Genomic DNA, 20,179 nt, shown 5'->3' with positions numbered 1-20,179 from the left:
CAAAATTAGCGAATGTACATGACCCTGCACGTCACGATATGACTCCTTGATGCGATAATAAGGAGCCATGTCGCCTGTGGCAGGATTGAATCGTGTCTGTACATTTGCGTGCATGAGTGCAAAGTAACAAAATAATTTTGATATGACTGTGTCCTACAAATCGGTTTTTGCCCCTCGTTACAATACCCTACACTTGATTATCAATCATTTATCAAATTAATACTACACAAAATATCCCGAAAATTTATGAAAAATAATTTTGCCGGTTAAACTTGGGCTAAAAACATAAAATATATGATTGCTAATATGCTATATAAAAACTCCTTATCGTTTTAATTTTGTAATTTCATTTCTTTAATAATTTATCCATATAAGTATAAAACTCTTTGTCGTTACCTGCAAAAGATTTTATAACAGTTCCATTTCTATCTATTATAACTTTATATGGGTATCCATATACCTTATATATTTGCTCTGCTATTCCATCTTCACTTCGTACATGTTGCCAAGGAAGTGCATATTTTATAACTGCTTGACGCCACTGTTTCTCATCATCTTTACATGCCACTCCTATAATTTCTACCTGATCTTTATGTTGTGCATAAAAAGCTTTTAGCTTTGAGAACCCTTTTATGCACCAAGTACACCATGAACCCCAAAAATCTATTATAAGAAATTTACCTTTATATTGATTAAGTGTTACAAGATTACCATTAAGACCTTTCAAATTAAATTCTAATGCAGGTCGGCTCATTTCTATACGATTCTTAGTATAATAAGCAGCATTACGTTCTTTTACAAAAATATTATAATATTCCAATCCCAGTGCTATTTCCTTTTTTAATCTCCCCTCAGATATTTCCTTAGGATACATTGACAGAAGTTTAGGTATACTGTCTATATTAGCACTTGCCATAATACCTAAAGTTCCTTCTTCATTTATATGTTCACGTATATACTTTACAGCTGCAAGCCCCTTTGCATAGTTTATTTCTCGACGAGCTTCCATGTTTTGTTTACGGAGTTTATTAACATTTCCACCAGCTTTTATACCTTTGTACATAAGTTGATCAGCTTGTGAAAATTCATTTTCATATACTCGTATAAAGTCTTTAGCTTTTCCGTATTGTCTATAGAAAGTAGTTCCTGTCCATGCCAATTTATAATCTTCAGATATAGGACCATATACTATTGCCTCTTCGTTTGGTACAAAGATAGTACTTAAAGTATAAAACTGTCTATCTTTTACTTGTAAAGTAGCTGCACAAGCATTTTCTAATTTAGCAAATAATATAAATTTTCCATCTTTTATTGGAACTTCTTCTGTAATTATTTTTTGTTTTTGTCCTCTAATAATATATTCATATATTAGAGTACCATTTTTAACATCTGTAAATGTACCTGATAGTTTGAAATTATATTGTGCAAGAATAGTGTTACTTATTAATATTACAAACAGAGTTATATGTAATTTCTTTTTCAACCAGTATTGATTATTCATTTCTATCTTTATTGTAAAATAAATATTTTTGTTGTTAAATAGCAAAAGTTATATATATATTCATCAAAATATATTTGTTTATGCAAAAATAATAATATTTCTTATTTTATGCAACTTATACAGAATGTTTCATTTTCTAAAAGAATATAATATCTATAGCAAATAGTTTATTTTTTTGTAATTTTGCATTACCATTATAATTTGTATAGAAATAATTAATTAGTTAAAACCTAAAATAAAAATGTCATTATTAAAATTTCAACCACTCTTAAAGCAAACTATTTGGGGTGGAAACAAAATTGCTCCTTTCAAGAAAATATATAATTCTCCTAAAGGAATAGGCGAAAGCTGGGAGGTGTCTGGAGTTCGTGGCAATGAGAGTATTATTGCTAATGGAGAGTATGCAGGTAAGAAACTTAATGAGCTTGTAAAAATTCTTAAAGCAGACCTTGTAGGAAAAGATAACTATGCACGTTTTGCTAATGATTTTCCTTTGTTAGTTAAATTCATTGATGCTCGTGAGCAACTTTCCATTCAAGTGCATCCTAATGATGAACAAGCACATAAAAAAGGTGAGTTGCGTGGTAAAACAGAGATGTGGTATGTTATGAAGAGTGAAGAAAATGCTTCTTTACGTACAGGACTTACTAAATCTATAACACCTAAAGAGTATAAGGCTATGGTAGAAAATGATACTATAACCGAAGCGTTAACAGAATATAAGGTTAAAGAAGGAGATGTTTTCTTTCTACCTGCTGGTCGTATTCACTCTATAGGTAAAGGATGCTTCCTTGCAGAAATACAGGAAACAAGCGATATAACTTATCGCATTTATGATTTTAAACGTGTAGATAAATTTGGACACATGCGAGAGTTACATACGGAACAGGCTGCTGAATGCATAGATTATACTGTTTATCCAGATTATAAAACTCATTATATACCTAAAAAAAATGAAGGGGTAGAAATAGTACGCTGCCCTTATTTTACTACATCAGTTTATGACCTTACAGATACCATGACGCTTGATTATAGCGATTTAGACTCTTTTGTTATTCTTGTTGGTTTAAATGGCAATGCAGTTATTACAGATGATATCGGCGAACATGTTTCCTTTTCTGCTGGAGAGTCAATACTTATTCCTGCTACTACAAAAAATCTCAAAATAGAAGGCAGCATAAAATTCTTAGAAACTTTTGTATAAAGAAATATTATAAAAATCTTTTCTTTTAAAAGTAAAAGTACTTTTTATATATGTATGTTTTATATAAAATGCTTTGTAAGCACCTCATAACAGTAAAAATATAAGAAAATCTGAAGAATATTTTATCTAAGAAAACGTAAGTTCTTTAGGCGAAATTAATGAAATAATTATATCACACAAAAGTAATAGATGTGAGGTGCTTACTTTTTTCTTATTGCTATTATATTTGATACTTTATACTACCGACAATTATATGTGTTCAACTCCAGCTTATTTGTCTTATCTTCCCCGACTTTACCGTAGCTTTTATTAAATATCTTTTCAATCCTTTTCCTCCCTTTCTGTCAATAATCAGTTTTGCAGGTATTTTAAGCTGTACAGAACTATCGTTTCCTTCTTTAAAGATTATATTTTTGAAATCACTTAAATGCCAATTTATAGTTTTGACATCTGCCTGATATAACTTATCATTCATATATTTAATAATATCTTTAGAAGTAGAGCCTACTGCTCTTTGAAACTTTAACTTAGTCTCAACCACACTATTAATTTTATTTTTATTACGGGTATTGATGCCTACTAATAACTGTCTAACACAATAAAATGCTTTCTTCTTTTCTTCTTCCGAAATTATTTTAACGAAATCTCTATTTAATATCTCATGAGATTCTAATTTATAAAGACCATTAGGATGCTGAGCAATATAATGTAAATAAGCACTTTTTGTATTTAATAATATAGCCTTTTGCCAATCCATTTCGTCTATTTTAGATAATATTGCTGTTCTATATGGAGATTTAGGATGTGCATCTAAATATTTCAATAATTCCTCGCGAGTACTATTGTCAATAATCTCCTCTAATTTTTCATTATTACCAATATACTTTCCTTTATTGAATGAAGAATTTATTATTTCCTTCTGCTTAATAGAAGATTTTGGATATTTTCTAAGAAATTGCTTAAATAATGTAGAATCTTTTTCTTTTAATGCTATCTCATATCCTTGTTTATCTGCTGTTTTACTTATATTTGTATATGTAAAAAACAAAATAACACTTGCTATAATAGTCATCATAATAGCTATTATAAGCGACTTGTGAATATTTTTCTTTGTTTTTTTTATCTTTGTTACTTCTTTTGATATATTTCTTTTTCGCTGTATATCTAATTCTCGCCTATTTACTATTAAATTTATATTTGGTTTTACTTCAATATCATCTTCCAGCTCTTTATCATTAACAGTAACGGAAGACTGTAAATCTTTTTCTTTTCTTACATGATGGCAAAAAGGACATTGTTTTTCTTCTTTAATATAAAGCTTTCCACAATGAAAACACTTTATAATGTTCCCCGCTATTTCTACGCCACAATTTGGGCAAATAGGCGCTTTATCACTAACTTGATGGCCACATTCTGGACACTTAATTATCATAAGGTGACTTTAATTTTAAATTTACACTCCGTTTTTGTAGACTTAATGCCGCCTTCTATATCTAATTTCACGTATACTATGCCTTCCTAACAACCTACTCTTGTCAATATATCCATTAACCCCGTCAATATGTCCTTTACCTGTATACTGCCAAGCAAATATATCTCTACCATCTTTAAGCTCAGGCTCTCGCCCATTATATTGTGCTATAAATAGTTTATATCCATCTATAGAGCCTAAAAGATAGCGATTATAAAAATTAGTATAAGTATACACTAAAGGACGAACACCATAAGCTTTCGTCATTAATACAAGAAATTTTTGCAAACTATCCTGCAGCTCATAAGTATATAATCCACCAGTTGTTTCAATATCTACCATAGGTATTAAGTCTTGATCTTGTGGACGACACTGGGTGATAAAATTTCTAAGTTGTATTTCTTGAGGAATTTTTGGACGATAAAAATGATATGACCCAACATTCATTCCTACCCTTTTAGCAGACTCTATGTTTTCCAAATAAGTTTTATCTATATTTGTTCCGCCTTCTGTTGCCTTTAGGTATACATAATTAATCTTATGATTGCTATTCTGTGAAATAGTTTCCCACCATACACTACCTTGGTAATGGCTCATGTCTATACCATGTATATGCCTACAAGTATCTTCACATTGTATATACGACTGTGCTTTCATATTTCCGAAAACACATGTAATCATAATTAATAAAAAGAATATTTTAAATCTCATACCTGCAAAGATACAACTTTCTAATGACAATATTAAGATGAAAAACTATATATTAAGAAGTTTTTAAGCGTATTAATCTTTGAAAGGTTTTTAATAAAGCATTGTAAAATAAGCAAACTCTACTCTTCTATTTCTTTTAAACTTTTAGTAATATTACTCATAAAATTGCTAATTGTCTCAGCAGGAAAGTATTTTATATATCTAAAACTTCGTCGCAAATTACGTCGTAAAATGGCATTGTTATTTTGAACAAACCCAAAAGAATTTTGTCTAAAATGCCAATCTTGAGCTGTGTCTTTTGCAAGATCTGAAATACTTTTCATAGTTAATTTATAGGCTTTAATCTTATACTCTCGTACAAAAGGTATTTCATCTTGTTCAAAATCAAAAACAGATATTAATATATTACCTTGTAATTGTGCCATTGATTGCAAAAAAATATAAGAAAGCCATTTCTCTAATTTAACAAAATCTATACGATCTCCTTTCCCCTGAGTTCTAAGATATTTTCCTAAATTAATAATACCTTCAAGAGTCATGCCACAATTAAGCATAGACTTAGAATTAGCTATTATAATTTTAAGCAAATCAATAGTTTCTACAGATGTATCAATAGAATGCAACTCGTTTTTGATAATATTTTGCAATCTATAATTAAGAAAGGTATTACTTAATCTTATATTTTCTTTAGGTATATTTATTAAAGGAGAAATAGATGCCTGTTTCATCTTTTTGCTTATTATTGTTCTTATTTCTTTTGGTAAAAACACCTTGTCCTCGCTTAAATACTTATTTATTCCAGAAACAAAAGTTTGCACAACACCTTGCACTTCTACCATTTGTAAAAGTCGTTTCCATTTAAAAGAAGACATCGGCTCTATTAAAGAATGAGTTCCAAAAGCACCATATCTCAATATATTGAAAAAATTACGCTCAATGATTGTTCTATTATTTATGTCTGCAACTTTCATATAGATTGATTATTTAAAAACTAAATAAATTCTAATTAGAAAATTTCCGTGGATATTGAAATATAATCGATAGCGTTGCTATTAACCCTAATAGCATGGGATAATACAAATAAGGAATAATGCTTATAGGATTTATTTTAGCTAAGCCTGCCGCCATTAAAATCTGCGCTCCATAGGGTATCAAACCTTGTATGAAGCACGAAAAAGTATCTAAAATGCTTGCTACCTTACGTTTATCTACACCATATTTATCGCCTATTTGTTTAGCAATATCACCAACTGTAAGAATAGCTACAGTATTATTGGCTGTACAAATATTTACTAAACTTACTAAAAAGGCTATGGTTATTTCAGCACCTATCCTACCTTTAATATGCTTTGTTATATGCTGGATAATAAAATCTATACCTCCATTTTTACGGATAATCTCAAGAATTCCTCCAGCCATCATAGTTATTATTATAAGATCACCCATACCTAATATACCTTCCCTTACACAAGAAAACCACCCGAAAATATCATAAATACCACTAAAAACACCTATTAATCCTGTTAAAAAAAGTCCGATAGTAAGCACTACCATAACATTAAGCCCACAAATAGCACATACTAATACTGTCATATAAGGTAGAACTTTTAGATATTCTATAGGATAATTAGAAGGAGGTACATGTGTTTGAGTACCTAATAAAACATATAATATTAATAATATAAAAGCTACAGGAGCCACAATAAATAAATTCACCTTAAACTTATCACTCATATTACACCCTTGAGTTCGAGTAGCTATAACTGTTGTATCACTAATGAAAGAAAGATTATCTCCAAAGAAAGAACCACCTACTACAATAGCCAAAATAAAAGGAAGAGAACAGCCTGTGTTAGTAGCTATACCTGCTGCTATAGGAGCTAAAGCTACAATAGTACCAACACTGGTTCCTATACTAATAGAAATAAAACAAGCTGCTATAAACAAGCCCATAAAAAGCATATTGCTTGGAAAAACTGAAAGAGTAAGGTTCACCATAGCATCGACACTACCCATAACCTTTGCCGAATTAGCAAAAGCACCTGCAAGAACAAAAATCCATAACATCATCATCATGTTTTCAGAGCCTGCACCTTTACTAAACGTTTTTATCCGAACGCTAAGAGGGGTATGTTTGAAAATAGATATAGCAAATATACTCGAAAACATAAAAGCCACAATTATAGGCACTTTATAGAAATCATTAAAGATAATAGATGTTACTAAGTATAAGAGAATAAAAGCTATTAATGGACTAAGTGCTAAAAATCCTCTCTTTAAAGAAATGGTATGAATCTGTTTTTTCAAAATAATACTATTAAATTTGTGTTCTATGATAAAAGTCAATATTTTCTTTTGTTAAAAATTCTATTGGCATATAATTAACAATTTGCACCTTTCGCTTAAGTACTATATGCCTAAAAAGCGTTTCGATACTGGCAAAACCTTGCTGATAAGCATGTTGTGCAATTAAAAAAGAAATACTTCCTTTTTTTAAACACTCAACATTCTTTAATACCACATCATAACCTACTATTTGAATGTCTTTCTTGCTTTTCTTTAACAAATATTCCCCTACAAGATGAGCTTTTGAGTTAAGCGAAATACAATGGTGCACATCAGGATGCTCTATGAAAAAATCGTCTAAAATATATTCATATTGCTTCCTTTCCTCATCTAAAGGTAGATTAACCTCGTAAATATTAATTTCAGGATAATTATTTGCCATATATGCTCGTAACCCTTTCTCTCTATATTCTTGCTGACGAGACGGCATTCTTCCTCCTATGGTTTGCTTTATAATTGCAATCGACTTTTCTGATTGTGTAAAAAGCATTAGCATGTGAGCTGCAAATGAGCCACTTTGAAAAGAGTCTTGCCCAAAAAAGGATAATGGCTTTAGATCAGGCATATATGAATCAAGAAGCACAAAAGGGATATTTCTCTCATGAAGGACGTCAGTAAACTGTTGTGTAAGATCTAATGTGTAAGGTACAAGAATAACTCCATCTGGATTTTTTAAAAGGCAACTTTGAAAAGTTTCAACAAAAGACTCTGAATTAAGACGACTATAATACATTATTTCCAAACTAATATTAAAGTCCCTACGCATCTCAACAGCTTTTATAGCTCCTTCTTCTATTTCGTCCCAATAGGCCTCACTTGCATGTTTTGGTAAAAGTATATAAAAAGTATAACTCTTATTATATGCTAAGGCACTAGCATAAACATTAGGTTGATAATTCATTTCTTTTAAAACCTTTTTTACCTTTTTAAGGGCACCAACGGAAACATTAGGCCGTTTATGAATAACTCGATCTACTGTTCCTACACTAACTCCTGCACGTTTTGCTATATCTTTTATCCTAATTTTTTCCGTCATAATGTTTAATCATCTTTTAAACTCTCTACAAAAGTAAACAAAAAAATAGAAATACTTAACAAGAACCTATCCAAAGAAATACCATTCCTGCTAAAATAAAAACTAAATCTATTATTTTAGCTTTTAAATTTCTTTCTCTCAAAATAATAGCTCCACATACAAAAGATACTATAACAGAGCCACGCCGTACCATTGAAACAATAGAAATCATTGCCCCTGGTAATGATAAAGCATAAAAATAAGCAAAGTCAGCTACTGACAAAAATACTGAAATAAACAAAATAGTCCATTTCCAATGAAAGGCATTTCTTTGTTTAGTAAAAGCTAATGCGTTTTTTAATCCTTTGATTTTGTAAATTATCAAAATAATGACCATCAATAAACATTGATATAAATTATACCAACTTTGCGTAAACATACGTTCAAGCCCCACTCCACCATCATCAGGTTTTGCCATTAAATACTTATCTAATAACCCACTACAAGCACCTAACAAAGCTGAAAATATAAGAAATAATATCCAACGATTATGCCTAAAATATATACCTTCATTTTTACCACTACGAGACAATAAAAATAAAGAAAATATAGACAAACTTACACCTATCCATTGCCAATAATTTAGAGCTTCTCCAAAGACTATCATAGCACCTACCAAGGTAATTATTGGACGAGTGGCATTTATAGGTCCTACTATAGTAAGTGGTAAATGAGCCATTGCAAAATAACCAAATAACCATGATAGTAACACTATAATGCTTTTAAGCAATATCCATCTATGCTCTTCCCACGAACCTATAGCTACATAGAACATAGAATCTTTATGAATTTCAGAATAATAGGATAAAATAATTAAAGGTAAAAATATTAAGGAACAAAAAAGAGTATTTAGAAATAAAACTGGTATAACATCATTATTACGCAATGATACTTTCTTTGAAGCATCATATAGTCCTAATAAGGTAGCAGAAATGAAAGCAAAAATAATCCACATAATTTTCTTAATATCCTATAGCTCTTAATACTCTATATCCCATAAAAATAATGCATTCCCAGGCATACTTTCACCAGCATCGCTACGAGAGCCAGTATCTACTATGGTTTTAAACTTTGTTATAGACATCTTACCACGCCCTACAGCTATTAAAGTTCCTACTATTGCACGCACCATATTACGAAGAAAGCGATTAGCAGATATAATAAAACACCAGTTCGTAGGCTTTATGTCTGTCGATGATAATGCAGAAAGCTCTGGATAAATAGGTTTCCAATATGCTTCAGTAATATTACATATAGTAGTTTTTACATCAGCACCAGCCTTACAAAAACACTTAAAATCTTTTTTGCCGATAAGATATAATGCTGCTTCATTCATTAAATCAAAATTGAGATTATAACCCACATAACAAGAATATTGTCTATTATAAATATCTTTTTGCATATGAAGGTAATAATGGTACGTGCGCTTAATAGCAGAAAATCGAGCATGCATATCATTAGATACAGGAATTATAGAGCTTACTGATATATCATGAGGCAAAAGTCTGTTAAGACGATAAGATATTTGAATGTTATCAAACTTACTTTTCATATCGAAATGAGCCACCATCATACGAGCATGCACACCTGTATCTGTACGTCCTGCTCCTATTATAGATATTGGTTGACGCAATAAAATTGTTAAAGCCTTTTCCAAAGTTTCTTGCACCGATGAGCCATTAGGCTGTATTTGCCAACCATGATAATTATTGCCATCGTAAGATAATGTAATAAAATAACGCTGCATATACATGCAAAGGTACTACTTTTTATCTAAATCTTATTTCTCGATTAAAGAAACTAATAACTAACAATAAAATAATAAGCATAAAATAGACTAACACTACTTGATATGCTGTTATGTTTCCTACAAAAATAGAAGCCATAGGTAACGATGAAAGCCAATGAAGAGAATTATTAAGAAAGGTTGTAGTAAGATAAAGCACTTGTCCTGACAGCCACTGTAAAGGAGTTAGCCATATAAAAACAAAGAAACACACACCTGCATAAAGTATTATAGTAGTACATGGAATAGCAATAAAACTACTTAAAAAGAAATAAGTAGGCAATTTAGAAAAATAGAACGCTATTAATGGAGCTGTGCCTATTTGAGCTGATAATGTTATTGTAAACACTTGGAATATTCTCGTAAATATTTTATATTTACATAAAAAGCCTTTGTTTAATAATTTATTAACTTGCGGATAATATAAAAGAATGGAAATTATAGCAGCAAACGACAATTGAAAACTTACATCAAACAAAACGAATGGATCATAAAGAAGTATGCAAAATGCTACTACCGATAAAATGTTTATAGATACTTTTTTACGCCCTAATAAAGCTATAAAAGAATAAATAGACAACATTAAAGCAGAACGTACTATAGAAGGAGAAAAACCAACAAGGAAAACATAAGCCCAAATAGTGATAATAAGAAAAAAATGCTTTATTTCTTTCAATCTAAAAAATAACGAAATATTACCTAAGCCTGAAAAAAGAAACCACAATATAGAATAAATAATGCTAAGATGCAAACCTGACAAAGCCATAACATGAGCAGCACCAGTAACAGAATAATCTTCCTTCAAACTTTTATTAATATACGATCTATCTCCAAGCATCATAGCAGAAACTATTGCCATCTGATTATCATGAATAACCCTTTGTAACATACTTACACAATGCGTTCGTAACACTTTGGCAAATAATAACGTCCTGTCTATATAGCTCATTAACGACAAACTGACTTTTTCCTTTTGCCACTGACTATCAAAAATAAATAGCTCGGCACTATATCCATGTAACTTTAGGTATTCTGCATAATCGAAAGAAGAGTTGGCAAAATTAGTAGGAGCTTCTAATTCTCCATAAAGCAAAACTCCATCTGCTAAATGCAAAGTAGAATAATGCTTGCTAATAGTATCACACAAAATAGATGTCTTCACCTTTAAAGTTTTTCTCTGAAGAAATATCAACATATCAGCCATCATAACCTTACCATGTCTTGTAGGCTCTGTGAGCATTACTGCTTTATAAAAATGCTTGCCTTTTGGTAAGGTTTTGCTAAGTCTTAAATAACAAAAAGAAGAATACCACCCACCTACAATAGCCACAAGTATAAAAACAGATACACTTTGCCATAATTTTTTCTTCTTTAAAAATAAACAAAGAAAAAAACTTGCAACAAGCAATATACCCCAAAAGTAAAACGACGTTATAGTACTACAGCTATAACCCACTATAATCCCAAGAATAAAAAATATAACAAGTCTTAATACTGGATATAACTGTATATCAATACCTTGTGAGTTTTGATGAGTAATAAACTCTGTATCCATAACAAAAAAAAGGTGAAAAGCTTATTATAAGCCTTCGTGAAATTATTTATTTTCCAAAAGTCCTTGAATATCCTTATCTGTTTGCATCAACCTATTCTTACATAACTTAACAAGCTCTTGAGCTTTCTTTAGCTGAGTTGTCATAGAATCAAGATCTAACTCGCCACTTTCCATTTTCTCCACAATTTCCTCAAGCTGCTTTACAGCCTCTTCATAATTTATCTTTTTCATTTAAATGTTTTTTTACAATAGATTTTACTTTTCCATGAAATAACGTAGTTGTTAACACATCATCTTCTTTTATCTGATTAATATCTGTTATCAATCTACCATTACATAAAGTAATACTATAACCTCGTTGTAATAATCTCTTAGGGTCTACCGACTTTAGTCTTTGTTCTATTAATTCTATATTATATTTACTATTAAGCAAAAAATGCTGTACGTTAGATAAAAGACTGCTATAATATGCATCTATTTTATTTTGTTCGGCATATATATAAGTAAGCATTAAATTTATTATTTTTTGCAACAACATGTTAAGGTGCTTTTCTTGCTGTATCTTTACTAAAGAAAACAATAAAGGCACTCGGTCGGCTAAATTATTTATTCTAGTATGCTCATATTTTAGCCTGTCATAAACATTTTTATGTATACTTTCTTCTGCTTTTAATATACGAGAAAAGGTTACATTAAGCCTATCTATTAAAAAGGCTGCAGCTGCCGTAGGAGTCTTTACTTTTAAAAAAGATACAAGATCTATCACACTTTCATCACGTTCATGACCTATTCCTGTTATTATAGGTAAAGGAAAATTAGCTATGTTTTCTGCTAAAAGTAGAGTATCAAAACAACTAAGATCGGCTGTAGCACCGCCACCTCTTATAATAACCACACAATCAAACTCATCTTGACGGTCATTAATATCATTAAGACATGCAATAATATCATGCTCCACTCTCTCACCTTGCATAGCAGACTGAAAAAGTTCTATATGGAAAGAAAAGCCATAATCGTTATTTAATAATTGGTTACAAAAATCTCCATAACCTGCAGCTGTTCTTGAAGATATTACAGCTATGCGTGATGCAAAGGTAGACAGATAAAGCTCTTTTTGTAAATCAAAAACTCCTTCAGCCCTTAACTGAGCAATTATCTCATTACGCCTACGCATTATATCTCCAAGAGTATATTCCGGGTTAATATCTTCTATTATCCACGAAAAGCCATACTGAACATGAAACTGTGCAGACACCTGCACCATTATCTTCATTCCAGCATGAATATTTTGCCCTGTTATACGCTCAAAATAAGCCTTTATATTTAACCATTTATTAGCCCAGCAACGGCCAGCTGCTCGTGCTACAATATTATTAGATGTCTCTTCTTTTTGAATAAACTCCATATAACAATGCCCCCTACTCTCATTAACTTGAGACAATTCTGCCTCAAGCCAATACGTATTATGCAGCTGTAAATGAACAACTTCCGCTACAAGTTCGTTTAAATCTTTTAAAGATAGAGCTTTCTTATTATTAATCATTGTCAAAAATGTTTTTATTCAGAATAAACATTTTACTTTAAAACACCACTTATATTTGTGCAAAATTATATTATTTTTTGGTAAAGGCAGTTATTTATATAAAATAAATGATAGCTTATTAAATAAAACATCTTATTTTTCGTAAATTTGCAAAAATACTTAAATATTAATGGATAATAAAAAAGCAACATTAGAACTAGGGACGAAGCCTATAGGAAAGCTTCTCCTCCAATATGCGTTGCCTGCTATTATTGCGATGATAGCTGCTTCTTTATATAACATCATAGATCGTGTTTTTATAGGTCAATATGTTGGGCCAATGGCAATATCTGGCTTAGCCATAACCTTTCCTTTCATGAATCTTGGAGCTGCCTTTGGCGCAGCAATTGGTGTAGGTGCCTCTACTACTATTAGTGTTAAGCTGGGGCAAAGAGATTATGATACCGCAGAAAATCTTTTAGGTAATACTATAATACTTAATCTTATCGTAGGTTTAAGTTTTGGCATTATTTCTTTAATATTCCTTAATCCTATCTTACATTTCTTCGGAGCCAGCCACACAACATTACCTTATGCTAAAAGCTTCATGCAAATAATATTAGCAGGAAATGTTGTTTCACACATGTATTTAGGTATGAATGCGGTACTACGCGCTTCATCTAAGCCTCGTCATGCTATGTTAGCTACCATTTTTACTGTAGTTATGAATATTATCTTAGATGCCATATTTATCTGTTGGTTAGGTTGGGGCATAGAGGGAGCAGCCATAGCTACTATTATATCTCAAGCTCTTGCTTTATGTTGGCAAATGTCTTTATTTGCAGATAAATCACAAATACTACATTTTAAAAAAGGCATTTATCGCTTAAAGAAGCAATTGGTAAATAATATTATTAGCGTAGGAATATCCCCTTTCTTTATAAACCTTTGTGCGTGTATTATTGTTATATTTATGAATAATCAGCTTGTGAGATATGGTGGTGATATGGCTGTAGGAGCTTATGGCATAGCAAATAGCATTGCTACCATCTTTATAATGTTCGTCATAGGGCTAAATCAGGGCATGCAGCCTATTGCTGGGTACAACTATGGGGCTCAAAACATAAGCCGCTTGCTCCATGTCTTAAAACTTACTATCATTGCAGCAACTATAGTAATGACCATAGGGTGGCTATTAAGCATATTCGCACCTTATTATTGTGCTCGGCTTTTCACCACAGATGCTGAGCTTATTAAGCTGTCCATTAAGGCCATTCGTATAAATATGATGATGTATTTGTTCATTGGATCACAAATGGTTACTACTTTTTTCTTTCTATGTGTAGGAAAAGTAAAAACAAGTATATTTCTATCGCTATCAAGACAACTATTAGTATTGCTTCCTGCGCTTTATATTTTACCACAATTTTTCCATGTTAATGGTGTTTGGTATTCACTTCCTGTAAGCGATTTTACCGCATGGGTTATAGCTATAAGCATACTTGTTTGGTATATAAAAAAGATAAAAGCTAATCAGAATAATACAACAAACCAACTCTAAGAACTAATAAAAATCTTATGGACAACGAATTGATTATAAATGTAGGCAGACAATTAGGAAGTGGCGGAAGAGCTATTGCAGAAATGCTTGCTAAACGTTTCAATTGCCAATTCTATGACAAAGAGATCCTAAACATAGCTGCTAAAGAGAGCGGATTCTCAGAAAAATTCTTCGAACAAAACGATGAACAAAAAGGTTTCTTTAAATCTTTATATAATTTTCGCTTACCTATGATGAGCGAAGACCACTTCTATAATAATACTTTTTCTCAAGAAAGCTTATATCAGCTACAAAGTGAGGCTATTATGGAAGCTGCTAACAAATCTTCACGATGTGTCTTTGTGGGAAGAACTGCAGATTATATTCTTCGCGAAAAAAAGAATATTTTAAATATTTTTATTACTGCTCCTATAAATAAACGCATAGAAAACATTATACAGCGCACTGCTTGCACGAAAGAAAAAGCAAGAAACATCATAGAGAAAGGTGACGAAATTAGATCAAAATACTACAATTACTATACAGGTAAGGAATGGGGACATGCCACAAGTTATGATATATGCATTGATGCTAGTGTTTTAGGTATAGAAGAATCTGCTAACATCATCGCTATTCTTATAAAAAAACGATTTCAGTTACAATAGCTTTTTTACATATACCACTACTATAAAATATATTCAACAACATAAAACTATAAAAATATGAAAACTTATTTAGTAACAGGAGCTGCAGGTTTTATAGGAGCTAACTTCGTAAAATACCTGCTTCACAAAAAATATAAAGACGAAAACATAAAACTTATAATTCTTGATGCACTGACATATGCAGGAAATTTAGGCACTATAAAAGATGATATTGATAACAAACGCTGCTTTTTTATAAAAGGAGATATTCGTGATAGGAAATTACTAAATAATATTTTTTCACAACACGATATCGATTATGTTGTCAATTTTGCTGCAGAAAGTCATGTCGACCGCTCTATTGAAGACCCTCAACTGTTTCTCTCTGTAAACATTTTAGGAACACAGTGCTTAATGGACGCAGCTAAGCATGCATGGGTTACAGGAAAAGACGCACAAGGATACCCTACATGGAAAGAAGGAAAGCGCTATCATCAAGTATCTACAGATGAAGTATATGGCTCATTAGGAAATGAAGGATTTTTCACAGAAACATCTCCCCTATGCCCTCATAGCCCTTATTCTGCCTCTAAAACAAGTGCCGATCATATAGTAAAGGCTTATCATGATACTTATCATATGCCCGTAACCATTACACGATGCTCAAACAACTATGGTCCTTATCACTTCCCAGAGAAGTTAATACCACTTATTATCAATAATATTCTAAAAGGGAAATCTCTCCCTGTATATGGAAAAGGGCTTAACATACGCGACTGGCTTTTTGTAGAAGATCATTGTAAAGCTATTGACATGGTTATACGCAAAGGACGCAATGGCGAAGTTTACAACATTGGTGGACACAATGAAATGAAAAACATTGATATTGTTAAGCTAACTATTAAGTCTATTCATGATATGATGGAAAGTAATAAAAACTTACGCTCTATACTCAAAAAACAAGAGAAAGACGCAAATGGTAACATTTCTATTGACTGGATAAATGACGACCTTATAACATATGTCCCCGATCGTTTAGGTCATGATGCACGCTATGCTATAGATGCTACTAAAATAAAGAAAGAGCTTGGTTGGTATCCTGAAACCATGTTTGCAGAAGGTATTATAAAAACCATTAGATGGAATCTTGATAACCAACAATGGATAGAAGATGTTACCTCTGGAGATTACCAAAAATATTATGATATGATGTACACACAAAAAGGACGGTAACAAAAAGAAAGTATCAATAAATATTATTTTTTATCTTTAGATATAAGAATAAAAAGAGAAATAGATTTTTTTTTACGCCATAATATAAATTTGTTTTTATAATGACAAAAATCTTATTACTTGGCTCTGGTGAGTTAGGAAAAGAACTAACTATAGCTGCTAAGCGTGCAGGAGAGTATGTTATAGCTTGCGATAATTATAACAATGCCCCTGCTATGCAAGTAGCTGATGAGAGTGAAATAATAAATATGTTAGATAGCCATGAGCTTCAATCTGTTGTTGATAAACACCAGCCTAACATCATCTTTTGTGAGATAGAAGCTATCAGAACAGAAAAGCTTTTCGACTTTGAGGCACAAGGCATAAAAGTAGTACCATCAGCTAAAGCAGTAAACTATACTATGAACCGCCGTGCCATAAGAGATCTTGCTTCACAGAAATTAGGCTTACGCACTGCAAAATATTGCTACGCCAGCACTTACGAGGAGTTTATTTCTGCAGTAAAAAAGATAGGCATACCATGTGTAGTGAAACCTTTAATGAGCTCAAGTGGGCACGGTCAGAGCTATATACACGATAAAAAAGATATAGACAGTGCCTTCTCTACAGCCATGGAGGGTGCAAGGGGTGATGTTAGAGAAATAATCGTTGAAGAATTTATACACTTTGATAGCGAGTTTACGCTACTTACTGTAACACAACAAAATGGTAAAACTCTTTTTTGTCCTCCTATAGGTCATGTACAAAAGAATGGTGATTATCGTGAAAGTTGGTTGCCTTTTACTCTTCCTGATACAGCTCTACAAGAAGCACAAAATATTGCTGATAAAATAACAAAGACTCTAACAGGGAATGGAGTTTGGGGAGTAGAGTTTTTTTATACTACAGATGGCGAAGTTATATTCTCAGAACTATCTCCTCGCCCTCATGATACAGGAATGGTAACACTTGCCCATACCACTAATATTAACGAATTTGAGCTGCATTTCCGTGCAGCTATGGGCTTTCCTATTCCTTCTATACATACAGAACATGCAGGTTGCTCTGCTGTAATTCTATCTCCTATTAGTAGCAACATACCTTTAATATACAATCTTGAGGAAGCATATAAAGAGGATAAAACCTATATACGCATATTTGGTAAGCCTACAGCTACTATAGGTAGACGCATGGGAGTAGCTCTATGTTATGATGATGTTAGTGCTGATATTAATAACTTAAGGAAACGTACTAAGGCAGTAGCAAAAAAGGTTCTTGGCACTGATCCTTATATGGATAAATAAAATACCGCAAAATGCTTAGAATAGTATAGTTTTAAGCATTATGCTTTTATAAAATACTTTTTATATATATGTTTTTATAAGCACAACTTACTTTAAAAAAAGTACTAATTCTCTACCTGCTAAAAGTGCTAAAAAGCCTAAAACAAAGCTAAGACATATATACATCAAAGCAAAGCTATAATTGTCCTCCTTTATAATAGAAGCGTTTTCATAAATAAAAGTAGAAAAAGTAGTAAAACCTCCACAAAGACCAGTTGTGAGAAGAAGCTTTGTAGAAGCATTAATGCCATGCCCCTCTGGTAATGAGGAAAAAACGCCTATAAGAAAACAGCCTAAAACATTTACAAGAAAAGTACCTAAAGGAAAACTTCCTAATATAGAAATTTTTAAAAACTGAGAAAAAAGATAACGCAATCCTCCCCCTAAAAAACTACCTATTCCTACTATTATAAAACCTTTTATCATCTACCTTTTTGCTTATCATATTATCCCCAATATAAAATATTTTTTAATCATTTTATATTGGAAATTTTATATAGTCAAACACAACTTCACTACATACTACTATAGTATGTTTTCCTACATTAAAATATAACTTCTTAAAATTCCATTTGTAAATAAAACAAACAAGTAACAATTAAAAATAAACAAACTTTTTATAAATTCATATTCCTGTTTTTTTAATAAAACCTTTCTTTAGAATAGATTATCAAACACTCATCTTTTTATACTTATTCGGGATATCTCAAAAAACTGTATATCTTTATTAGCATTACACTTCTTACTTTATCTTATCTTAGACATAATAATTTGCCATACACTACGCTGTGGATTTTCTTTATTCCATTTAATAAAACCATCCCAATTTCTATATCTTTTTGGTAACCAACGCTGCTCGCCATAGGGAATATAATTTAAACATTTTCCTTTATCCAAACCATCTATAGCATTCATCTCTTGCAAAGAAAGTTCAAAATCAAATATAGAGATATTCTCCTTTAAATGTTTTTGTAACCATGTCTTAGGAATCATTATTATATTTTGCTGCAACATCCACCTCAATACAACCTGAACAACAGTCTTATTGTGATTCTTAGCTATAGTCATAAGAAGATCATTCTCTAATATCTCTTTCCTTGGTTTAACTGATCTGTAATGACTAAACGTAGACATCGCTTCTACTCTGATTCCTCTTTTTTCACAAAAACTAATAAGAGGCTTTTGAGAATTTAATGGACTTATTTCTATTTGATTGACAGCAGGAACTATTTCCGAAATTTCACTCAAATATTCTATATGCGGTTGCAAAAAATTACTTACTCCAATAGCTCGTATTCTACCTTGCTTATAGAGTCTTTCAAGTTCAGAATACATTTTCCCCATCATAGGCCATGGCCAATGTACTAAAAACAAGTCTATATAATCTGTTCCTAAATTATCAAAAGATTCTTGTATAACTTGCCTTACAGACTTTAGATTTCTAATATTAAAGATACGATGACGCCCATATTTATAGTCTTTAAAATAAAGTGCATCAGCATTCACCTTAGTTGTTATGAAAACATCTTCTCTTTTTATGCCATGCTCTTTCAAGGCCAATCCTATTTCTTTTTCATTATGGTATCTCCAAGCTGTATCAAATTGACGATACCCCAAGTCATAAGCTTCTTTAATTGCATAAGATAATTTATCTTTTGGAATAAGGAAAGTTCCCAATCCTATTTGAGGCATTTCTACTCCGTTATTTAGTTTTATTGTTTTCATTACTATTAATTTTCTAACATTTCAATAATCTTCTTATAATAGCCATAACTTCCTACAAACTCTATCATGTCAAGATCAGGATCGTGATTTCCTTCTATTAATAATGGCTCATCGTGAGAGCTTATAGCAACATCCCAACCAATAAAAGGTACTGTTGGTATCCTTTCAGCAGCAGAACAACACATACTTACTACATCTTTCCAAAAAGGAATACTAAAGCCTATTACCTTTTTCTCTGAGCCTGGATGAATAATATTAGACCTATAGCTCATTTTGCAGGATAGAATCCTCCTTAACTACCGATATACACTGGTGTTCTCAGCAATTCAAACGTTTCAGAGATATTTCGACCTTTGAAATCGTTCAATAGCTCATTTTGCAGGATGCAATATAGCTTAATGTTCGATAAACATTAACTTCGCTGGTATTTGAAAAGCCAAAAAGCGAAGTTATAATGAACAAGAAAAAATGCCCAGTGTGTAAGAGTAAACACACCGTGAAAAACGGAGTGCGTTATGGAAAACAACTGTATTTGTGCAAAGAT

The 20,179-nt window shown here is 31.6% G+C and carries 20 protein-coding genes; 6 read left to right on the top strand and 14 right to left on the bottom strand.

Annotated elements, in window-relative coordinates:
- Positions 1-346: 346 nt before the first annotated feature.
- A complete protein-coding gene (locus F596_RS0108805; RefSeq protein WP_019036667.1) occupies positions 347-1,501 on the bottom strand; it encodes a TlpA family protein disulfide reductase in 1,155 nt (384 codons plus the stop codon).
- 241 nt (positions 1,502-1,742) lie between these two features.
- Between F596_RS0108805 and F596_RS0108800 the strand changes: the two genes are divergently transcribed.
- Positions 1,743-2,705 (top strand): type I phosphomannose isomerase catalytic subunit, encoded by a 963-nt coding sequence (locus F596_RS0108800; protein ID WP_019036666.1) that lies wholly within the window; start codon positions 1,743-1,745, stop codon positions 2,703-2,705.
- A gap of 259 nt (positions 2,706-2,964) precedes the next feature.
- On the opposite strand, the gene F596_RS0108795 is transcribed toward F596_RS0108800, so the two are convergent.
- The 10 genes from F596_RS0108795 to xseA form a co-directional block, all read right to left on the bottom strand.
- Positions 2,965-4,137, bottom strand: a complete 1,173-nt coding sequence (locus F596_RS0108795) for a zinc ribbon domain-containing protein (RefSeq protein ID WP_019036665.1) — start codon at positions 4,135-4,137, stop codon at positions 2,965-2,967.
- A gap of 42 nt (positions 4,138-4,179) precedes the next feature.
- Positions 4,180-4,887, bottom strand: coding sequence for a glycoside hydrolase family 25 protein (locus F596_RS0108790; protein ID WP_024992730.1), 708 nt, complete (start codon positions 4,885-4,887; stop codon positions 4,180-4,182).
- A gap of 119 nt (positions 4,888-5,006) precedes the next feature.
- Complete coding sequence (locus tag F596_RS0108785; RefSeq protein ID WP_019036663.1) at positions 5,007-5,858, bottom strand: hypothetical protein; 852 nt, start codon at positions 5,856-5,858, stop codon at positions 5,007-5,009.
- 31 nt (positions 5,859-5,889) lie between these two features.
- Entirely contained in the window at positions 5,890-7,182 is a 1,293-nt protein-coding gene (locus F596_RS0108780) for a Na+/H+ antiporter NhaC family protein (RefSeq protein ID WP_026302392.1), read from the bottom strand.
- Between the two features lie 22 nt (positions 7,183-7,204).
- Positions 7,205-8,269 (bottom strand): LacI family DNA-binding transcriptional regulator, encoded by a 1,065-nt coding sequence (locus F596_RS0108775; protein ID WP_019036661.1) that lies wholly within the window; start codon positions 8,267-8,269, stop codon positions 7,205-7,207.
- A gap of 55 nt (positions 8,270-8,324) precedes the next feature.
- Complete coding sequence (locus F596_RS0108770) at positions 8,325-9,263, bottom strand: EamA family transporter (RefSeq protein WP_019036660.1); 939 nt, start codon at positions 9,261-9,263, stop codon at positions 8,325-8,327.
- Between the two features lie 24 nt (positions 9,264-9,287).
- Positions 9,288-10,055 carry a tRNA pseudouridine(38-40) synthase TruA gene (truA, locus tag F596_RS0108765; protein ID WP_019036659.1) on the bottom strand — a complete coding sequence of 256 codons (768 nt, stop codon included), beginning with the start codon at positions 10,053-10,055 and terminating at the stop codon, positions 9,288-9,290.
- A 22-nt stretch (positions 10,056-10,077) separates the two neighbouring features.
- Positions 10,078-11,649, bottom strand: a complete 1,572-nt coding sequence (locus tag F596_RS0108760) for a ComEC/Rec2 family competence protein (RefSeq protein ID WP_019036658.1) — start codon at positions 11,647-11,649, stop codon at positions 10,078-10,080.
- A 42-nt stretch (positions 11,650-11,691) separates the two neighbouring features.
- Positions 11,692-11,880 (bottom strand): exodeoxyribonuclease VII small subunit, encoded by a 189-nt coding sequence (gene xseB / locus F596_RS0108755; protein WP_019036657.1) that lies wholly within the window; start codon positions 11,878-11,880, stop codon positions 11,692-11,694.
- Positions 11,861-13,192, bottom strand: a complete 1,332-nt coding sequence (xseA, locus tag F596_RS0108750; RefSeq protein WP_019036656.1) for an exodeoxyribonuclease VII large subunit — start codon at positions 13,190-13,192, stop codon at positions 11,861-11,863. The genes xseB and xseA overlap by 20 nt, the downstream gene beginning before the upstream one ends.
- A gap of 169 nt (positions 13,193-13,361) precedes the next feature.
- On the opposite strand from xseA, the gene F596_RS0108745 reads away from it, so the two are divergent.
- From F596_RS0108745 to purT, 4 genes are all read left to right on the top strand, one after another.
- A complete protein-coding gene (locus tag F596_RS0108745) occupies positions 13,362-14,732 on the top strand; it encodes an MATE family efflux transporter (protein ID WP_019036655.1) in 1,371 nt (456 codons plus the stop codon).
- A gap of 17 nt (positions 14,733-14,749) precedes the next feature.
- Positions 14,750-15,376 carry a cytidylate kinase-like family protein gene (locus tag F596_RS0108740; RefSeq protein ID WP_019036654.1) on the top strand — a complete coding sequence of 209 codons (627 nt, stop codon included), beginning with the start codon at positions 14,750-14,752 and terminating at the stop codon, positions 15,374-15,376.
- A gap of 57 nt (positions 15,377-15,433) precedes the next feature.
- A complete protein-coding gene (gene rfbB / locus F596_RS0108735) occupies positions 15,434-16,588 on the top strand; it encodes a dTDP-glucose 4,6-dehydratase (protein WP_019036653.1) in 1,155 nt (384 codons plus the stop codon).
- A 101-nt stretch (positions 16,589-16,689) separates the two neighbouring features.
- Positions 16,690-17,871, top strand: coding sequence for a formate-dependent phosphoribosylglycinamide formyltransferase (gene purT / locus F596_RS0108730; protein ID WP_019036652.1), 1,182 nt, complete (start codon positions 16,690-16,692; stop codon positions 17,869-17,871).
- 87 nt (positions 17,872-17,958) lie between these two features.
- Here the strand turns inward: purT and crcB are convergent, their stop codons facing one another.
- The 3 genes from crcB to F596_RS11030 form a co-directional block, all read right to left on the bottom strand.
- Entirely contained in the window at positions 17,959-18,336 is a 378-nt protein-coding gene (gene crcB, locus F596_RS0108725) for a fluoride efflux transporter CrcB (protein ID WP_019036651.1), read from the bottom strand.
- A 321-nt stretch (positions 18,337-18,657) separates the two neighbouring features.
- Positions 18,658-19,635, bottom strand: a complete 978-nt coding sequence (locus F596_RS0108720) for an aldo/keto reductase (protein ID WP_019036650.1) — start codon at positions 19,633-19,635, stop codon at positions 18,658-18,660.
- Between the two features lie 5 nt (positions 19,636-19,640).
- Positions 19,641-19,907: a sugar-transfer associated ATP-grasp domain-containing protein gene (locus F596_RS11030; protein ID WP_019036649.1), complete on the bottom strand. Its 267-nt coding sequence runs from the start codon at positions 19,905-19,907 to the stop codon at positions 19,641-19,643.
- Between the two features lie 182 nt (positions 19,908-20,089).
- On the opposite strand from F596_RS11030, the gene F596_RS12305 reads away from it, so the two are divergent.
- Positions 20,090-20,179: IS1/IS1595 family N-terminal zinc-binding domain-containing protein (locus F596_RS12305; protein WP_428829172.1), on the top strand; the 90-nt coding region annotated here is incomplete at its 3' end.

It is taken from the genome of Prevotella amnii DSM 23384 = JCM 14753 (assembly GCF_000378745.1).
In the GTDB taxonomy this organism is placed as follows: domain Bacteria; phylum Bacteroidota; class Bacteroidia; order Bacteroidales; family Bacteroidaceae; genus Prevotella; species Prevotella amnii.
Note: the sequence above shows the minus strand (reverse complement) of the source record. Positions and strands in the feature narration are given on the sequence as shown.